General features: G+C 71.4%; 18 protein-coding genes. 12 read left to right on the forward strand and 6 right to left on the reverse strand.

The features are described 5' to 3' along the window. Positions 1-82 precede the first annotated feature (82 nt). Complete coding sequence (locus FZ046_RS17800; protein ID WP_246183064.1) at positions 83-2,386, forward strand: RelA/SpoT family protein; 2,304 nt, start codon at positions 83-85, stop codon at positions 2,384-2,386. Here FZ046_RS17800 and FZ046_RS17805 read toward each other — a convergent pair. Continuing rightward, positions 2,375-3,583, reverse strand: a complete 1,209-nt coding sequence (locus tag FZ046_RS17805; RefSeq protein WP_070354022.1) for an MFS transporter — start codon at positions 3,581-3,583, stop codon at positions 2,375-2,377. The genes FZ046_RS17800 and FZ046_RS17805 overlap by 12 nt on opposite strands. 165 nt (positions 3,584-3,748) lie before the next feature. Between FZ046_RS17805 and FZ046_RS17810 the strand changes: the two genes are divergently transcribed. After that, positions 3,749-3,988, forward strand: coding sequence for a helix-turn-helix domain-containing protein (locus FZ046_RS17810; RefSeq protein ID WP_246183065.1), 240 nt, complete (start codon positions 3,749-3,751; stop codon positions 3,986-3,988). 9 nt (positions 3,989-3,997) lie between these two features. Here the strand turns inward: FZ046_RS17810 and FZ046_RS17815 are convergent, their stop codons facing one another. After that, complete coding sequence (locus FZ046_RS17815; protein ID WP_070354006.1) at positions 3,998-4,984, reverse strand: peptidylprolyl isomerase; 987 nt, start codon at positions 4,982-4,984, stop codon at positions 3,998-4,000. 22 nt (positions 4,985-5,006) lie between these two features. Then, positions 5,007-5,882, reverse strand: coding sequence for a peptidylprolyl isomerase (locus FZ046_RS17820; protein WP_070354005.1), 876 nt, complete (start codon positions 5,880-5,882; stop codon positions 5,007-5,009). A gap of 129 nt (positions 5,883-6,011) precedes the next feature. On the opposite strand from FZ046_RS17820, the gene FZ046_RS17825 reads away from it, so the two are divergent. From FZ046_RS17825 to FZ046_RS17855, 8 genes are all read left to right on the forward strand, one after another. Beyond that, on the forward strand, positions 6,012-6,674 hold the full coding sequence (locus FZ046_RS17825) for an MBL fold metallo-hydrolase (protein WP_070354021.1): 663 nt from the start codon (positions 6,012-6,014) through the stop codon (positions 6,672-6,674). After that, positions 6,671-7,930, forward strand: coding sequence for a histidine--tRNA ligase (hisS, locus tag FZ046_RS17830; RefSeq protein ID WP_070354004.1), 1,260 nt, complete (start codon positions 6,671-6,673; stop codon positions 7,928-7,930). The genes FZ046_RS17825 and hisS overlap by 4 nt, the downstream gene beginning before the upstream one ends. A 10-nt stretch (positions 7,931-7,940) precedes the next feature. After that, the gene (gene dtd / locus FZ046_RS17835; protein WP_070354003.1) at positions 7,941-8,372 is read left to right on the forward strand and encodes a D-aminoacyl-tRNA deacylase; all 432 of its coding nucleotides are present in this window, start codon (positions 7,941-7,943) and stop codon (positions 8,370-8,372) included. A gap of 93 nt (positions 8,373-8,465) precedes the next feature. Further along, the gene (locus FZ046_RS17840) at positions 8,466-8,882 is read left to right on the forward strand and encodes an Rv2576c family protein (protein WP_246182809.1); all 417 of its coding nucleotides are present in this window, start codon (positions 8,466-8,468) and stop codon (positions 8,880-8,882) included. 63 nt (positions 8,883-8,945) lie between these two features. After that, the gene (locus tag FZ046_RS17845) at positions 8,946-9,956 is read left to right on the forward strand and encodes an Rv2578c family radical SAM protein (protein WP_070354001.1); all 1,011 of its coding nucleotides are present in this window, start codon (positions 8,946-8,948) and stop codon (positions 9,954-9,956) included. Between the two features lie 75 nt (positions 9,957-10,031). Next, entirely contained in the window at positions 10,032-10,397 is a 366-nt protein-coding gene (locus tag FZ046_RS28230; protein WP_328514401.1) for a cytochrome P450 family protein, read from the forward strand. A 3-nt stretch (positions 10,398-10,400) separates the two neighbouring features. After that, positions 10,401-11,402 carry a cytochrome P450 gene (locus FZ046_RS17850; protein ID WP_328514400.1) on the forward strand — a complete coding sequence of 334 codons (1,002 nt, stop codon included), beginning with the start codon at positions 10,401-10,403 and terminating at the stop codon, positions 11,400-11,402. Between the two features lie 13 nt (positions 11,403-11,415). Beyond that, entirely contained in the window at positions 11,416-12,282 is an 867-nt protein-coding gene (locus tag FZ046_RS17855) for an SDR family NAD(P)-dependent oxidoreductase (protein WP_070354000.1), read from the forward strand. On the opposite strand, the gene FZ046_RS17860 is transcribed toward FZ046_RS17855, so the two are convergent. The 3 genes from FZ046_RS17860 to FZ046_RS17870 all read right to left on the reverse strand — a co-directional run bounded on the left by FZ046_RS17860 (position 12,279) and on the right by FZ046_RS17870 (position 15,416). Further along, positions 12,279-13,532 (reverse strand): acyl-CoA dehydrogenase family protein, encoded by a 1,254-nt coding sequence (locus FZ046_RS17860; RefSeq protein WP_070353999.1) that lies wholly within the window; start codon positions 13,530-13,532, stop codon positions 12,279-12,281. The genes FZ046_RS17855 and FZ046_RS17860 overlap by 4 nt on opposite strands. After that, on the reverse strand, positions 13,529-14,671 hold the full coding sequence (locus tag FZ046_RS17865) for an acyl-CoA dehydrogenase family protein (RefSeq protein WP_070353998.1): 1,143 nt from the start codon (positions 14,669-14,671) through the stop codon (positions 13,529-13,531). The genes FZ046_RS17860 and FZ046_RS17865 overlap by 4 nt, the downstream gene beginning before the upstream one ends. Before the next feature lie 106 nt (positions 14,672-14,777). After that, the gene (locus FZ046_RS17870; protein ID WP_070353997.1) at positions 14,778-15,416 is read right to left on the reverse strand and encodes a TetR/AcrR family transcriptional regulator; all 639 of its coding nucleotides are present in this window, start codon (positions 15,414-15,416) and stop codon (positions 14,778-14,780) included. An 87-nt stretch (positions 15,417-15,503) separates the two neighbouring features. Between FZ046_RS17870 and FZ046_RS17875 the strand changes: the two genes are divergently transcribed. Then, positions 15,504-16,409 (forward strand): acyl-CoA thioesterase, encoded by a 906-nt coding sequence (locus tag FZ046_RS17875; protein ID WP_070354020.1) that lies wholly within the window; start codon positions 15,504-15,506, stop codon positions 16,407-16,409. 5 nt (positions 16,410-16,414) lie between these two features. Next, a complete protein-coding gene (locus FZ046_RS17880; RefSeq protein ID WP_070353996.1) occupies positions 16,415-17,107 on the forward strand; it encodes a DUF427 domain-containing protein in 693 nt (230 codons plus the stop codon). The last annotated feature ends 1 nt before the right edge of the window (position 17,108 follow it).

The following is a 17,108-nucleotide window of genomic DNA, read 5'->3' on the forward strand; positions in this document are numbered from 1 at the left end:
GTGAGGCATCCGTGGTGGTCAGGAGGTGGTGGCGGTGACCAGTGAGGACACGCGGGCCGACGCGCTGACCCAGACCCAGCCGATGCCGGTGATCCCCGCCGACGCCGTCGACGAGGCGCCCAAGCCGACCAGCGCGTCGCGCCGGGTGCGGGCGCGGCTGGCCCGACGGATGACCGCGCAGCGCAGCGCCGTCAACCCCGTGCTGGAGCCGCTCGTCGCGGTGCACCGGGAGTTCTACCCGAAGGCCAACCTGGCGCTGCTGCAGCGGGCCTACGACGTGGCCGAGGAACGCCACGCCGACCAGATGCGGCGGTCGGGCGACCCCTACATCACCCACCCGCTGGCGGTCGCGAACATCCTCGCCGAACTCGGCATGGACACCACCACGCTCATCGCGGCGCTGCTGCACGACACGGTCGAGGACACCGGCTACACGCTGGAGGCGTTGACCGCCGAGTTCGGTGCGGAGGTCGGACACCTGGTCGACGGGGTGACCAAGCTCGACAAGGTCGCCCTCGGTACGGCCGCCGAGGGCGAGACCATCCGCAAGATGATCATCGCGATGGCGCGCGACCCGCGCGTGCTGGTGATCAAGGTCGCCGACCGGCTGCACAACATGCGCACGATGCGCTTCCTGCCGCCGGAGAAGCAGGCCCGCAAGGCCCGCGAGACGCTGGAAGTCATTGCGCCGCTGGCCCACCGCCTCGGCATGGCGACGGTGAAGTGGGAACTCGAGGACCTCTCGTTCGCCATTCTGCACCCGAAGAAGTACGAGGAGATCGTGCGGCTGGTCGCCGACCGGGCGCCGTCGCGCGACACCTACCTCGCCAAGGTGCGCGCCGAGATCGTCGCCGCGCTGGGCGCGTCGAAGATCAACGCCATCGTGGAGGGCCGGCCCAAGCACTACTGGTCGATCTACCAGAAGATGATCGTCAAGGGCCGGGACTTCGACGACATCCACGACCTCGTCGGCGTCCGCATCCTGTGTCAGGAGATCCGCGACTGCTACGCCGCGGTCGGCGTGGTGCACTCGCTGTGGCAGCCGATGGCGGGTCGCTTCAAGGACTACATCGCCCAGCCGCGCTACGGGGTGTACCAGTCACTGCACACCACGGTGATCGGCCCGGAGGGCAAGCCGCTGGAGGTGCAGATCCGCACCCAGGACATGCACAAGACCGCGGAGTTCGGCATCGCCGCGCACTGGCGGTACAAGGAGTCCAAGGGCCGCAACGGGCAGCCGGCGGGCAACGCCGCGGCCGAGATCGACGACATGGCGTGGATGCGCCAGCTGCTGGATTGGCAGCGGGAGGCCGCCGACCCGGGTGAGTTCCTCGAGTCGCTGCGCTACGACCTCGCGGTGCAGGAGATCTTCGTCTTCACCCCGAAGGGCGACGTGATCACGTTGCCGACCGGCTCGACGCCGGTCGACTTCGCCTACGCCGTGCACACCGAGGTGGGGCACCGCTGCATCGGCGCCCGGGTGAACGGCCGACTGGTGGCGCTCGAGCGCAAGCTGGAGAACGGCGAGGCCGTCGAGGTGTTCACCTCCAAGGCGCCCAATGCCGGACCGTCACGGGACTGGCAGACGTTCGTGGTGTCGCCGCGTGCGAAGGCGAAGATCCGGCAGTGGTTCGCCAAGGAGCGTCGCGAGGAGGCCCTCGAGTCGGGCAAGGACTCGATCGCGCGCGAGGTGCGCCGCGGCGGACTTCCGCTGCAGCGCTTGATGAACGCCGAGTCGATGGCGGCGCTGGCACGGGAGCTGCGCTACGTCGACGTGTCGGCGCTCTATACCGCCGTCGGCGAGGGGCACGTCTCGGCGCGGCACGTGGTGCAGCGCCTGGTGGCGCAGTTCGGTGGGGAGGCCGAGGCCGAGGACGAGATCGCGGAGCGGTCCACGCCGGCGACCATGCCGGTGCGGCAGCGCACCAGCGACGACGTGGGCGTGGCGGTGCCCGGGGCGCCCGGCGTGCTGACGAAGTTGGCCAAGTGCTGCACCCCGGTGCCGGGCGACAACATCATGGGCTTCGTCACCCGCGGCGGCGGCGTGAGCGTGCACCGCACCGACTGCACCAACGCGGCGTCGCTGCAGCAGCAGTCCGAGCGCATCATCGACGTCAAGTGGGCGCCGTCGCCGTCGTCGGTGTTCCTGGTGGCCATCCAGGTGGAGGCCCTCGACCGGCACCGCCTGCTGTCCGACGTGACGCGGGTGCTGGCCGACGAGAAGGTGAACATCCTCTCCGCATCGGTGACGACGTCGAACGACCGGGTGGCGATCAGCCGGTTCACCTTCGAGATGGGTGACCCCAAGCACCTCGGTCACGTGCTGAACGTGGTGCGCAACGTCGAGGGCGTGTACGACGTGTACCGGGTGACCTCAGCGGCCTAGCCGAGAAGCCCGCCGGGTGGTGAGCGTGCCGATGGCGGCGGCCAGCAGGCAGGCCGCGGCGACCGCGCCGGCGAACCAGGGGAACACCGTCCCCAGCTCCCAGCGGGTGGCGGCCCAGCCCGCGACCAGGGTGGGGACCGCCATCGCCGTGTAGGCGAGCAGGTAGAACGCGGACATGGTCTCGCCGCGGCGGTCCGCGGGCACGACGTGGGACAGATGCCGCAGCGATCCGCCGAACCCGAGTCCGAACGTCGCGCCCAGCAGCGCGGCGGCGACGAGCACCAGGTGCCACCGACCGGTGGCGAGCGCCGGGACCGTGAGGGCGAGGGCTGCCGCCATGCCGACGTCGCCGATGAGCGCGGCGCGGCGGGCGGGCACGCGGGTGGCGAGGAGTTGGGCGACGGCCGCGGCGAAGGCGGTGACGGCGACGACGCTGCCGCCGAAGACGAGGTTGTGCACGCCGGTCTGCTGGGCGGCCAGCGACGGGTAGAGCGACAGCAGCACGCCGAGCACCGACCAGGACGCCATGGCCCCGAGCGCGGCGAACCAGAAGTCGCCGCGGATGTGTTGCGGCACCGCGGGTTTGACGATCCGGATGGGTCCGGAGGTGCGGTTGACGTGCGGCTCGCGCAGCGCGACGACGCCCACTCCGATCACGGCGCAGACGACGGCGACCACGGCGTACGGCGTCCGCATCGGGTGCGGGGCGTACTGCGCGAGCAACGCCGAGCCGAGGATGGCGACGGTCATGCCGACGTTGAATGCGACACCGCTGAGCTGACCGGAACGCACGCCGTGTTCGGGACGCAGGTCGAGCAGCGCGGCGGCCCCGGCGACGACGATCGAGCCGACGGCGGCACCGTGGATGGCCCGGGCGACGATGAGCAGCGCCATGTCGTCGGCGACGAGGAAGACGCCGAGGCCGACGAGCATGGCGACGAGCGCGCCGAGCAGGACCGGCTTGCGGCCGACGACGTCGGAGATCTTGCCGGACACCAGCACCGCGCCGAGCGCCGCGACGGCGTAGACGGCGAACACGATGGTGGTGGCGAGCGGCGAGAGGTGCCAGACCTCTTCGTACATGTGGTACAGCGGGGCTGGCAGACCGGAGACGCCGAGCGCGACGCCGGAGAGCACCAGCAGAAGCGAGTACGCCCACCGCTGGGTGTCGCCGGCGATGCGTTCGGTCGCAATCACGGTCACGGTTCCTCCTAACGGTTTGACGGACGTCGAACTCCCACGAGCGTACGCTGGGTTCGATCGTCATCAAACTCGAGGAGGACCGTGACGGCATCGGTGGAGCACACGGTGGCCGGCGTGCAGCAGATCCTCGCGGCATTGGCCGACCCGGTGCGGCTGGAGATGGTCCGCCGGCTGCGCAACACCGGCGTCGCCACGCCGTGCGCGCTGCTCTACGACGGCATCAACAAGTCGACCGCCACGCACCACTTCAAGATCCTGCGGGAGGCCGGCCTCACCGAACGGCTGGTCCTCGACGGGCAGATCCATCAGCGGCTGCGCACCGCCGAGGTCGAGGCCGCGGCGCCGGGGCTGCTGGCCGCCGTGGTCGGCAAGGCCAACCGCGAGGCCGGCGAGGGCTGACCGCTCGGGTCACTCCAGCCGGATCGAGTCGATCACCAGCGCGCGCCGCGGCGTGCCGTCGTCGCCGCCGTCCGCCACGCCCTCGGCGGCCACGTCGTCGACCACGGCGAGGCCCGTCTCGTCGATGCGCCCGAAGGCCGTGTACGTCGGCGGCAGCGCGGAATCGCGGTAGACGAGGAAGAACTGGCTGCCGTTCGTGCCCGGCCCGGCATTGGCCATCGCGAGCGTGCCACGCGGGTAGCGGATCGGCCGCTGCAGCGCGGGATCGCTCATCCGGTACTGGTTGGTCGGGTACTCGTTCGGGAAGCGGTAGCCCGGCCCGCCGCGGCCGGTGGCCGTCGGGTCACCGCACTGCAGCACCCCGAGGGCGCGCGACGTGGTGAGGCGGTGGCAGCGGGTGCCGTCGAAGTAGCCCTGCTGGGCGAGGCTGACGAAGCTGTTGACGGTGCAGGGCGCCTTCTGATTGTCCAGGTCGAGACCGATGGCGCCGTCGTCGGTCGCCATCGTGGCCTGCACGGTGGCGGGTGCGGTGGGCACGCGGCCCGCGCGCGGCGTGCGGGCCGGCGTGCTGCCCGGCTCGGTGGTGGCGGGGTACTGGCAGTTGCCGCCGAGCGAGGCCGGTGGGGCGAAGTCCGGCAGCGTCTCGGTGGGCAGCGCCCCTGCCGTGCCCAGCGGGGAGCGTGGATCGACGCCGCCGGATTCGTCGATCGCCCGCACCGCCACCACGGCCAGGACCACCGCGACGACGACCGCCAGTATGCCCAGGACCGTCAGGGCATAGCCGACGACGAGGCCGGCCAGCGCCAGCGGCCGCCCCTCCTCGCGGGTGCGCCTGATCTGCGCCAGCGAGACGTGCCCGAAGACGATGCCCAGCGGCGGCACGATGAACGCGCCGACCAGTGCGGCAATCGCCATGCCGTTGGTCCGCGGCGGCGGCTGGCCGTAGCCGTAGCCGTAGCCGTAGTAGGGCGGATGCGGCGGGGGAGGGACGGACATGTCGCGCTGACGCCGTGCGGCGTCAGTCCAGCGCGATGGACTTGATCTGCACCGGCGTGGCGGGCTTTCCGTCGCCGCCACCGCCCTCGACGCCGCCGGCGGCGATCTTGTCGAGCGTCGCGAGACCGGTCTGGTCGATCTTGCCGAACACGGTGTAGCCCGGGGGCAGCTGGGAGTCCTGGTAGACGAGGAAGAACTGGCTGCCGTTGGTACCCGGACCGGCGTTGGCCATGGCGAGCGTGCCGCGCGGGTAGGTGACGGGCTGCTGCAGTGCCGGGTCGTCCGGGCGGTACTGGTTGGTGGGGTATTCGTTGGCGAACTCGTAGCCCGGCCCGCCGGTGCCCTGACCGGTCGGGTCGCCGCACTGCAGGACCGCGAGGCCGCCGGTGGTGAGCCGGTGGCACGGCGTGTCGTTGAAGTAGTTCTGCTGGGCCAGGCTGGCGAAGCTGTTCACCGTGCACGGGGCCTTGGCGTTGTCCAGCTGCAGGCCGATGTTGCCCTGCGTGGTCTCCATGCTGGCGCTGACCTCGGCGGGGTCGGTGGGGACCTTGCCGGTGCGCGGCGGCTTGTTCGGCTTGCTCGCGGCCTTCGCGGCCGGGTACTGGCAGTTGGCGCCCAGGTCGGCGGGCGCGGCGAAGGCCGGTAGGGCCGCTTGGCCGGGCGCCGCGGAGGGAGACGCCGGGCTGCTGGTGGTGGTGGCCGCGGACGCCGTCGTGCTCCCGGAGTCCTGGTTCACCAGCACCACGGTGGTGACGATGGCGGCGATCACGACGACGGCGCCGACCACGGAGCCGACGATGGTGGCGGTCCGCCGCCGCTTGGCCTGGGCTGCCCGCCGCTCGAGCTGGCGTTCCAGCTTGCGCTTGGCCGTCGCACGTCGCTGTTCGTTGGTGGGCACCGCCGCACTCCTCGTTTCCTCGGGGTCGTCGGACGCGACGACACGCTCGTGGTCGGCACCGAGTGTGCCAAACGCAGCTGAACACGGGCCCCGCGACCCGCTCGGTCCGGTGATGGAAAACTGATGGGCGTGTTGATCACGGGGTTTCCGGCGGGCTGGTTGCAGTGCAACTGCTACGTCGTCGCGCCGCGGCAGGGTGCCGACGCGATCATCGTCGACCCCGGTCAGAAGGCGATGCCGCGCCTGCGCGCCATCCTCGACCAGAACCGACTGACGCCGGCGGCGGTACTGCTCACCCACGGCCACATCGACCACATGTGGTCGGCGCAGAAGGTGTCCGACACCTACGGCTGCCCGACGTTCATCCATCCCGAGGACCGCGCCATGCTCACCGACCCGATCAAGGGCATCGGGCCGCGGATGGCGCAGTTCGCCGTCGGCGTGATGTTCCGCGAGCCGCGCCAGGTGGTCGAGTTCGGCCGCGACGGCGAGCAACTGGCTCTGGGCGAGTTGACCATCGACGTCGACCACACGCCGGGGCACACCGGCGGCTCGGTCGTGTTCCGGCTGGCGGACGGCCCCACCGAGGTCGCCTTCACCGGGGATACGCTGTTCAAGCAGTCGATCGGCCGCACCGATCTGCTCGGCGGCAGCGGGCGGGCGCTGCTGACGTCGATCGTGGAGAAGCTGTTGGTGCTCGACGACTCCTGCGTGGTACTACCGGGGCACGGCCCGAAGACGACCATCGGCGCCGAACGCCGATCCAACCCATTCCTCGAAGGTCTTTCGTGAGCGAATTTCAGGCGCCCAAGGGCGTCCCGGACTATCTGCCGCCGGATTCGGCCCAGTTCGTCGCGGTGCGCGACGGCCTGCTCGAGTCGGCGCGGCGCGCCGGGTACGGCTACGTCGAGCTGCCGATCTTCGAGGACACCGCGCTGTTCGCGCGCGGCGTCGGCGAATCGACCGACGTCGTCTCCAAGGAGATGTACACCTTCGCCGACCGCGGCGACCGCTCGGTGACGTTGCGCCCGGAGGGCACCGCCGGGGTGATGCGCGCGGTCATCGAGCACGGCATCGACCGCGGCGCGCTGCCCGCGAAGCTGTGCTACTCCGGCCCGTTCTTCCGCTACGAGCGGCCCCAGGCGGGCCGCTACCGGCAGCTGCAGCAGGTCGGCGTGGAGGCGGTCGGCGTCGACGATCCGGCGCTCGACGCCGAGGTGATCGCCGTGGCGGACAGCGGGTTTCGCTCGCTGGGCCTTGACGGGTTCCGACTGGAGATCACGTCGCTCGGCGACGACACCTGCCGGCCTCAGTACCGGGAACTGCTGCAGGAGTTCCTCTTCGGCCTCGACCTCGACGAGGACACCCGGCGCCGCGCGGAGATCAACCCGTTGCGGGTGCTCGACGACAAGCGACCGCACGTGCGCGAGATGACGGCCGATGCCCCGCTGATGCTCGACCACCTCTCGGAGTCCGCGCGGGAGCACTTCGACGCGGTGCTGGGGTATCTGGATGCGCTGCGGGTGCCCTACGTGGTGAATCCGCGCATGGTCCGGGGGCTGGACTACTACACCAAGACGACGTTCGAGTTCGTGCACGACGGGCTCGGCGCGCAATCGGGCATCGGCGGTGGCGGCCGCTACGACGGGCTCATGCGCCAGCTCGGTGGTCGCGACCTGTCCGGCATCGGCTTCGGGCTCGGCGTCGACCGCACCCTGCTCGCGTTGCGCGCCGAGGGCAGGACGGTCGGACCCCGCGCCGCGGTGGACGTCTACGGCGTCCCGCTGGGCGACGCGGCCAAGCGCGTGCTGGTGCCGCTCGCCGCTGCGCTGCGGGCCGCGGGGGTGCGCGTCGACCTCGCCTACGGCGACCGCGGCATGAAGGGCGCGATGCGGGCCGCCGACCGATCCGGTGCGACGCTGGCGCTGGTCGCCGGTGACCGCGACGTCGATGCGGGAACCGTGGGCGTCAAGGACCTCTCGACCGGCGAGCAGGTCGACGTGGCGCTCGACGCCGTCGTCGACGCGGTGCTGTCGCGGCTGGCCTGAGGCCGGGGCCGTGCGGGTGCTGGTGCAGCGGGTCAGTGCGGCCCGGGTGCGGGTCGACGGCGGCGTGGTGGGGGAGATCCGCCCCCAAGGGCAGGGGCTGCTGGCGTTGGTGGGCGTGACCCACGCCGACGACGCCGCGACCGCGCGGCGGATGGCCGACAAGCTGTGGCGGCTGCGCATCCTCGACGGCGAGCGCAGCGCCGCGGACGTCTTTGCGCCGGTGCTGGTGGTCAGCCAGTTCACCCTCTACGGCGACACCGCCAAGGGGCGCCGGCCATCCTGGAACGCCGCCGCGCCCCGCGCCGTCGCCGAACCGCTGGTCGACGCATTCGCCGCGGCGCTGCGCGACCTCGGCGCCGAGGTGGCGACGGGGATCTTTGGAGCGGACATGGCGGTCGAACTCGTCAACGACGGTCCGGTAACGGTGCTCCTCGAACTGTGACGCCGCGCCGCCGCGGTGATCTCGACCTGCTGCGGTGGTGGGCTCGGTAACGATCCGCTACCGTCCGGCGATGTGACGGTCATGCGAAAGAGGATGAGCAGGGTCGGGGCGGCGTGCGCGTCGCTGGTCGCGGTGGCGGGTCTCGGATTCGGTTCGGGCGCAGCTCATGCCGAGCCGGCGGCCGGACAGCAGGTGCGCTACTCGGTCACCGTTGCCGGCGCGTACCCGGTCGAACTCTTCTACCTGGTCTCGCAGCCGCCGAGCATGGAGGCCTACAACGCGGACCCGTACGCGTTCATGAAGCGCGAGACGCTCAACCTGGACCCGGGGACGCCGTGGGTGTTCGAGACGACGCTCGCCGATCCCCAGTGGGCCATCCTGTCGGTGAGCAGCACGACGCGCGGGATGCAGGCGGCCCCGAACCCGCACTGTGACATCGCGATCGACGGCCAGGTGGCCGTGCAGCAGGACGCGCCGTACAACCCGCGCTGCCAGCTCACCAAGTGGTGACGGCGGCGGGAGGGGATTCCCGCCGGGCTTGACACCGTGGTCGAACGTGCGTTCGAATGAGGCATGCGATGGGACGGTCAGGGCGTACGCGTCGACGACGGTGCGCTGCCGGGCCTGCAGCGGATCGGGTTCGTCCGCTCGGTGCGGACGCCGGAGTTCGCGGGTCTGACGTTCCACGAGATCCTGTGCAAGTCGGCGCTCAACAAGGTGCCCGACGCGGTGAACCTGCCGTTCCAGTACACCGTCAACGGCTACCGCGGATGCAGTCACGCGTGCCGGTACTGCTTCGCACGGCCGACGCACGAGTACCTCGACTTCGATCCCGGTCGTGACTTCGACACCCAGGTGGTGGTCAAGACCAATGTCGTCGACGTGCTGCGGCGCGAGGTGCGTCGGCGGTCCTGGACGCGGCAGACCGTGGCGCTCGGCACCAACACCGACCCCTACCAGCGCGCCGAGGGGCGGTATGCGCTGATGCCGGGCATCGTCGACGCCCTCGCTTCGAGCGGCACCCCGTTCTCCATCCTCACCAAGGGCACGCTGCTGCAGCGCGACCTGCCGCTGGTCGCCGCGGCCGGGAAGCACGTCGACGTCAGCGTGGCGGTGTCCCTGGCGATCGGCGATCCCGAACTGCACCAGCTGGTCGAGCCGGGGACGCCCACGCCGCGCGCCCGGCTCGGGTTGATCCGCGCGGTGCGCGAGGCGGGGCTGGACTGTCACGTCATGGTGGCGCCGGTGCTGCCGCACCTCACCGACTCCGCCGAGCACCTCGACGCGCTGCTCGGATCGATCGCCGCCGCGGGCGCCACCAGTGTGACGGTGTTCGGGCTGCACCTGCGGGGCACCACCCGCGGGTGGTTCACCAGCTGGCTGGCCGCCACGCGCCCCGACCTCGTCGCCCGCTACCGCGAGCTGTATCGCGGCAGCGCCTACCTCCCGCAGAACTACCGGGACGCGTTGCGCGACAGAGCCCTTCCGCTGATCCGCAAGCACGGGCTCACCGGCGACCACCGCCCGTTCCGGACGACGCGGGCGCCCGCGGTGGCGGCCGACCTGCAGCCGACCCTGTTCTGACGTCCGAATCTTGTGCATCGCGGTACCACCGCGTACCGTCGTCGGTACCGTTGAGTACCGACGAGTGGAGGCGACGTGGAGGCGACGAACGACCCGGTGCGGCTGCCGCCCGCGCCGAGAATCCCCGCGCTGGTCCAAGGTGCGGCCTTCGTGGCGGCCCGGGGCGCGGCGATCCGCGCCGTCGGCCGCCGCCACGGCTCGGAGTTCACCCTCGACCTGCCGGTGTTCGGGCGGACCGTCGTCGTCAGCGACCCGGCGCTCGTCAAGGAGGTCTTCACTGCGCACACCGACCTCGTCGGCCGCGCGGGAACGCTGGGCGAGGTCTTCGGCCCCGGCTCGACGTTCAGCCTCGACGGCGCCGAGCACCGTGCGCGGCGCAAGCTGCTGGTGCCGCCGTTCCACGGCAGGCGGATGCACGGGTACGAGGACATCATCGTCTAGGAAGTGCACCGCGAGATCGACGCCTGGCCCGAGGGCACCGAGTTCGCGACGCTGCCGTCGATGATGCGCATCACCCTCAACGCCATCCTGCGGGCGGTGTTCGGTGCTGAGGGCGACGCCCTCGCCGAGCTACGGGAGCTGTTGCCGCCGATGGTGATTCGAGCCTCCCGGTTGGCGGTCCTCCCGCCGGTGTTCCGCACCGACTTCGGTCCGTGGAGCCCGTGGGGGCGCGTCGAGCGGATGCGCCGGCGTTACGACGCCGTCGTCGCGCGGCTGATCGCCGAGGCGCGGTCGGATCCCGCGCTGGCCGAGCGCGGCGACGTGCTCGCCCTGATGCTGCAGGCCCGCTACGAGGACGGGTCGGCGATCACCGACGAGCACGTCGCCGACGAGCTGCTCACGCTGCTGGCGGCCGGGCACGAGACCACCGCCACCACGCTGGCCTGGGCGGTGGAGAGGTTGCGCCGCCATCCGGAACTGCTGCGGCGACTCACCGCAGAGGTCGACGACGGCCGATCGGATCTGTTGCAGGCCACCGTCTTCGAGGTGCAGCGCGTCCGGCCGGTGATCAACGGCTTCGCCCGGGTGACCAAGCAGCGAATCCGGCTGGGGGAGTGGGTGCTGCCCGAACGGCAGGTGGTCATGGTGAGCATTTCGCTCGCCCACGCCGCCGAACGCGCCTTCCCCGACGCCGCGGCGTTCGATCCCGACCGCTTCGTCGGGCACGCCCCGGACACCTACACCTGGATCCCGTTCGGCGGAGGCGTGCGGCGCTGCATTGGCGCCGCGTTCGCGAACATGGAGATGACGGTGACGCTGCGCGAACTGCTGCGCGCCTTCACCGTCGTCCCCACCGCGGCACCCGGCGAACGCTCGCACTCCCGCGGCGTCGCCACCGCCCCCGGCCGCGGTGGTCGGATCACGGTGCGCCGCAGATCGATTCCGAGCGACACGATCGGTCGCGCCACCACCCACGGCGGCGTCGCTGCGGCGACGTCGCGATGACGAAGGAGAATCCATGACCACCGTCCTGCGGGGGCGCACCGCCGTGATCACCGGCGCCGGCTCGGGCATCGGACGCGCGCTGGCGCAACGGCTCTCGGGCGACGGCAGTTCGGTCGCACTCGCCGACGTGGACGCCCACGCGCTCGAGGAGACGGCCGCCACGCTGGACGGTCCGGTGCTCACCCGCGTACTCGACGTCCGGGACGCGGCCGCGCAACGCGCGTTCGCCGCCGAGGTCGCCGACTGGACGCCGACGCCGCTCGGCGCGGTGTTCAACAACGCGGGCGTGGCGGTGTCCTCGCCCGTCCTCGACGCGGTCGCCGAGGACGACGACTGGCTGTGGGACATCAACTTCCACGGCGTCGTCAACGGCACCCGGGCCTTCCTGCCGCTCCTCGTCGCGCAGGACTCCGGCGCCATCGTCAACACCTCGAGCGTCTTCGGGCTGGTGGGCATGCCGAACCAGAGTGCCTACTGCGCCGCCAAGTTCGCCGTCCGCGGGTTCACCGACTCGCTGCGTCAGGAACTGCGCGGCACCGGGGTGCGTGCGGTCGCCGTCCATCCGGGCGGGATCAACACCAACATCGTCCGCAACGCCCGCTTCCGGCGCGACCCGGAGGGACGCGGCCGCAGCCACGACGAGATGGCCGCCGAGTTCGCGGCCATCACGATGACCGAGCCGGCCACGGCCGCGGCGATCATCGTGCGCGGCGTCGAACGCGGCAAGGCGCGCATCCTCGTCGGCCCCGACGCCTACGTCTTCGACGCGCTCGGCCGCATCGCGCCGACGCACTACTACGACGTCATCAGCTGGGCCGAGTCCCGGTTGCGCCGCCGGGCACGGGCACGGACCTCGGTGCCCCGCGAGTCGGTGCGCTAGTTCTTGTTGCGCTTCACCTTATTGAACGGCACGCCGCGATCGGCGGCCGGTTCGCGCGGGAACCCGAGGATCCGTTCGCCGATGATGTTGCGGGCGATCTCGGTGGTGCCACCGCCGAGCGACGCCGCCTGGCGCGACGGGTACCGGGCGCCGTACTCGAACAACCCGCTGCCATCGTCGACGACCGCTGCGGCACCCGCGATCTCGAGGGCGGTGTCGATCTCGAACTGCACGGTCTCCGCGTGCGTGATGCGGATGATCGACCCGGCCGCCGGCGGCAGCCTGCCATCGAGCACGCCGTGGTACACGTGGTCGACGAGCTGGTCCTGCACCATGCGGCGGACCAGCGCACGGCCGGCCTTGGCGCGGGCGCGCGGATCGTCGGACAGGCCCGTCGCGGCCAGCAGACCGACGTAGTCGACCTGCTTGTCCGACGCGCCCTCGGCGCCGATGCCGCTGGAGAACTCGGAGCCGCCGCCCACCGCGCGGCGTTCGTGGTAAAGCTGGCGGGAGGCGACCTCCCAGCCCCCGTTCACCTCGCCCACCACCGCGTCGCCGTCGAGGACGAGGTCGTCGAAGAACTCCTCGCAGAACTCCTCGCCGCCGTCGACCTGCTTGATTCGGCGCATCGTGATGCCGGGCGCGTCGAGGGAGACGAGGAACATAGTGAGGCCCTGGTGCTTGGGCACGTCCCAGTCGGTGCGGGCCAGTAGCAGTCCGTAGTCGGCGGCGAAGGCGCTCGTACTCCAGGTCTTCGCGCCGTTGATCACCCAGGAGTCTCCGCGTCGCTCGGCGCGCGTGATGACACCGGCGAGGTCGGATCCGCCGCTGGGTTCGCTCAGCAGCTGCACCAGCACCTCGTCCCCCCGGATCGCGCCGGCGATGTGCATGCGCTTCTGGTCCTCGCTGCCCGTGTCGAGGATCGTCGCCGCACAGATCGTGAACGTCGGGGTGTTGAGGATGATCGGCATCTCGTAGTCCCGCGACGCCTCGTCGAACGCCCGCTGATAGGCGATGGGCAGGCCGAGACCGCCGTACTCGCGCGGGAAGCAGATGCCGGCGAAGCCGCCGGAGTACAGGGTCTTCTGCAGTTTGCGCGCCCGCAGCCAGGGGGCCTCCTCGCCGCGGTCGGCCTCCGGCGGATGTGCCGGGTCGATGCGCGGCATGGAGTCGGCGAGCCACTGTCGCGCCCGCTCGGCGAACTCGGCCACCGTCTCGGTGGTCGATGGTGCGCTGGTGGTGTCGGTCACGACGCGGCCTCCACGGTCTCGGTGAGCGCATACACGCGCAGGTCGTGTTCCTCCGGGGTGCCGTACATGGCGCGGTTGAGCGTCGCGCGGCGCAGGAACAGGTGCAGGTCGTGTTCCCAGGTGACGCCGATGCCGCCGTGCAGCTGCACGCAGTGCTGCAGCATGGGCGCGGCGTGCTCGCCGACGTAGGACTTGGCGACGCTGACCAGGAGTTCTGCGTCGGCGGCGCGCGCGCTGACGGCGGCCACGGCGGCCGCGGTGGTGGCGCGGCAGGCCTCCAGCCAGATCTTCATGTCCGCGTAGCGGTGCTTGAGCGCCTGGTAGGACGCGAGCGGACGGCCGAAGGAGTGCCGGTCCATCGCCCACTGGTTGGTGAAGGCCAGCACGGTGTCGAGGATGCCGACGACCTCGGCGCACTGCAGCAGCTGCGCGATCTGCGCCTGCCGGGCCAGCAGGGCCGGGGTTTGCTCAGCGGTGCCGACCATCGCGTGGCCGTCGACCTCGACGCCGTCGAAGGTCACCTTCGCAAACCGCTTCACCAGGTCGAGCGACTGCTGCGGGCTCACCGCGACACCCGGCGCGTCGGCGGGTACCAGGAACTGGCGCACGTGGCCGTCGAGGGTGGCGGTGACCAGGAACGCGCCGCTCTCGGCGCCCGCTTCGACGCGATCCTTGACGCCGTCGATGCGGTAGCCGCCGTCGGTGGCCGTGGCGGTGACGGCCGCCTGACCCGGTGCCCACGGCCGGCCGGGTTCGTACACGGCCCAGGAGGCGACGAGGTCTCCGCCGACGAGGCGTTCGATCACCGCCGCGTGGCGGGCGGCGTCATCGGCGTCGACCAGTCCGGCGAGCACGGTGCTCACCGGGTGCAGTGGGCCGGGTGCCACGGTGCGGCCGACCTGTTCGGCGATCAGGGCGAGGTCGGCGACGCCGTCGCCGGATACGCTGCCGCCGCCGAGGTCTTCGGGGACCAGCAGGCTCGCCCACCCCAGTTCGGCGGCGCGCTGCCACCAGGTGGCCTCGAAGGAGATCCCGGCGGCGTGCCATTCGCGCACCCGCGTCAGCGAGCCCTCCTTGTCGAGGAACGCCTGCGCCGTCGAGGCGAAGAGCACCTGCTCCGGGTTGGCGACGCCGGTCATCGGCGGTGTCCGGTCCGTCGCATGCCGCCTCCTGGAAATCGCGTTGTACGAAAGCGGTAATGACGTTACCACCGACGGGGTGGGGGCGACAGCGGCGACGGCGCCGTCAGGACGGGCGGGCGGCGAGGGCGCGGATGCAGAAGTCGTAGATGTGGCCGCCGTCGAGTGGCTCGCCGTTCAGTTCGGCGCCGAGCAGGCGCAGCCGCATGGCGCCCATCGTCGACTGCATGATGAGCGTGGCGGTGGGATCGACGTCCAGGTCGGCGTCGAATGCGCCGTCGGCGATGCCGCGTTCGATGATGTCGGCGATCAGCACCTTCACCGGCGACAGCACGCGCGCGTACTCGCCCGGCACGGTCTCGGCCAGGTGGTCGTTGGAGAACGTCAGCCCACGGTTGATGCTGTCCTGGGTGGTCGTCGACGCCGGCGCGCTGATCCTGGCGATGAGCACCCGCAGCGCCTCGGCCGGTGACAGGTCGTCGGTCTCCGCCCGCCAGCGCAGGGTGGACTCCGCCATGATCTTCTCGATCAGCGCCAGCAGCAGTGCGTCCTTGCTGGCGAAGTGTTGGTAGAACGAGCGCAAGCTGGTCTTGGAGCGCTCCACGACCTCGAGCACCGTGAAGTCGGCCCGCCCCGTCTCGCCCAGGATGGCCAGCGCCGAGCGCATGAACCGGGTGGCCCGCGACTCCTCGGCGTCCACGCCGCCGTCGGGTGCGGACGGAGCCCGCCCGGTCGACCTCGCCACGAGAACGACGTTACCGTTTTCGCAGAGTCTGTGGTGTGCTTGCCGACGTCACGTCCGAGCCGCCCGGCAACGCCTGAGAGGATGCTCATGACCACCCACCCCGCGCCCGAGACCACCGAGACGCCGTGGACCCTCGCGACCCTGCTCGATCTCTTCGACGTCGCGCCCGACGTCGCGCCCGACGGCCCCGACCGCTTCGTCGGCCAGACGGGCGTCGTGGGTGCCGACGAACGGCAGGTCGTCGAGGGGACGCAGGTGCTCGCCCAGGCGATCGTGGCCGCCGCCCGGCGATTCGAGGGCAAGTCGGTGCGGTCGGCGTCGGCGGTGTTCGCCCGGGCGGTCGTCGTCGGACCGCCCGTGGAACTGACCGTCGACGTCGTCTCCGAGGGCCGGACCACGGCGACCGCCGTCGTCTCGGCGACGCAGAACGGCAAGCGTTGCATCACCGTCACGGTCTTCGCCGACGTACCGTCCGGCGACGTCATCCGGCACCACCTGCCCATCCCGCGGGTGGCCGGGCCGGCGGATGCGCACCCCGCCGACATGCCGATGACGGGCCGGCAGATCCGGCTCGTCGACGTCGTCGACGTGAACTCACCCGACGAGGTCGGGCCGCCCGAGCTGCACGCGTGGCTGCACTACGATCCCGTCCCGACGCGCGACGATCTCGCCAAGGCGCTCATCGCCTACTTCACCGGGCATCTCGGGATCTCGACCACGATGCGCGCCCATGCCGGAATCGGGACCAGCCAAGCGCATCTCACGGTGTCGACGGCCCCGATGACCAGCGGCGTCAGCTTCCACGAACCGTTCGCGTGGTCGGACTGGCTGCTCTACACCCACGAGAGCACGCAGGTGGGCGCCGGCATGTCCTACGTGCGGGGCACGGTGCACACCGAGTCCGGCGAGCTGGTCGCGTCGTTCACCCAGGACGGCATGATCCGCCCGTTGCGCACCACCGACACGTCGATCGACGCCGCCGCCCGGCTGTAGGGCTCGTGAGCCTGGTGGCGGGCAGCGGCCCGCTGAGTTCGTCTCGCGCAGGAACGCTTTCGCTCCGCGGCGAGGCGGTCGACGGGCCGCTGGTGTACGTCGAACCCCATGCCCGCCGCGTGCAGGCGCTGCTCGGCACCACCGTGGTGCTCGACACCGAACGCGCGCTGCTGGTGCACCGGCAGGGCGCGCCGCTGAGCTACGCGTTCCCGGCGGACGTCGTCGGGGACCTGCCGAGCGCGCCGGTCGCCGAGGCGCCCGGTCACGTCGGCGTGCCCTGGGACGCCGTCGACGCCTGGGTGGAGGAGGGCAGGCGGCTGGTGCACTATCCGCCCAACCCCTACCACCGGATCGACTGCCGGCCGACGCGCCGCCGCCTCGAGGTGCTCGTCGGCGACGTCGTCCTGGTCGACACCGACGACACCGTCATCGTGTTCGAAACCGCCCTGGCGCCACGGCTGTACGTGCATCCCCGCTACGTCCGCACCGACCTGCTGCGGCGCACCGACACGACCAGTTACTGCAACTACAAGGGCCACGCCACGTACTGGTCGGCGGCCGCCGGTGACGCGGTGGCGACCGACGTGGGATGGAGTTACGCCGATCCGCCGCCCGAGGCCGAACCCCTCCGTGATCACCTGAGCTTCGAGGGCCCGGGCGTGAGCGTGCGCGCCGAACTCCCGGCACCGGGAGGGTGAA

Source organism: Mycolicibacterium grossiae (assembly GCF_008329645.1).
In the GTDB taxonomy this organism is placed as follows: domain Bacteria; phylum Actinomycetota; class Actinomycetes; order Mycobacteriales; family Mycobacteriaceae; genus Mycobacterium; species Mycobacterium grossiae.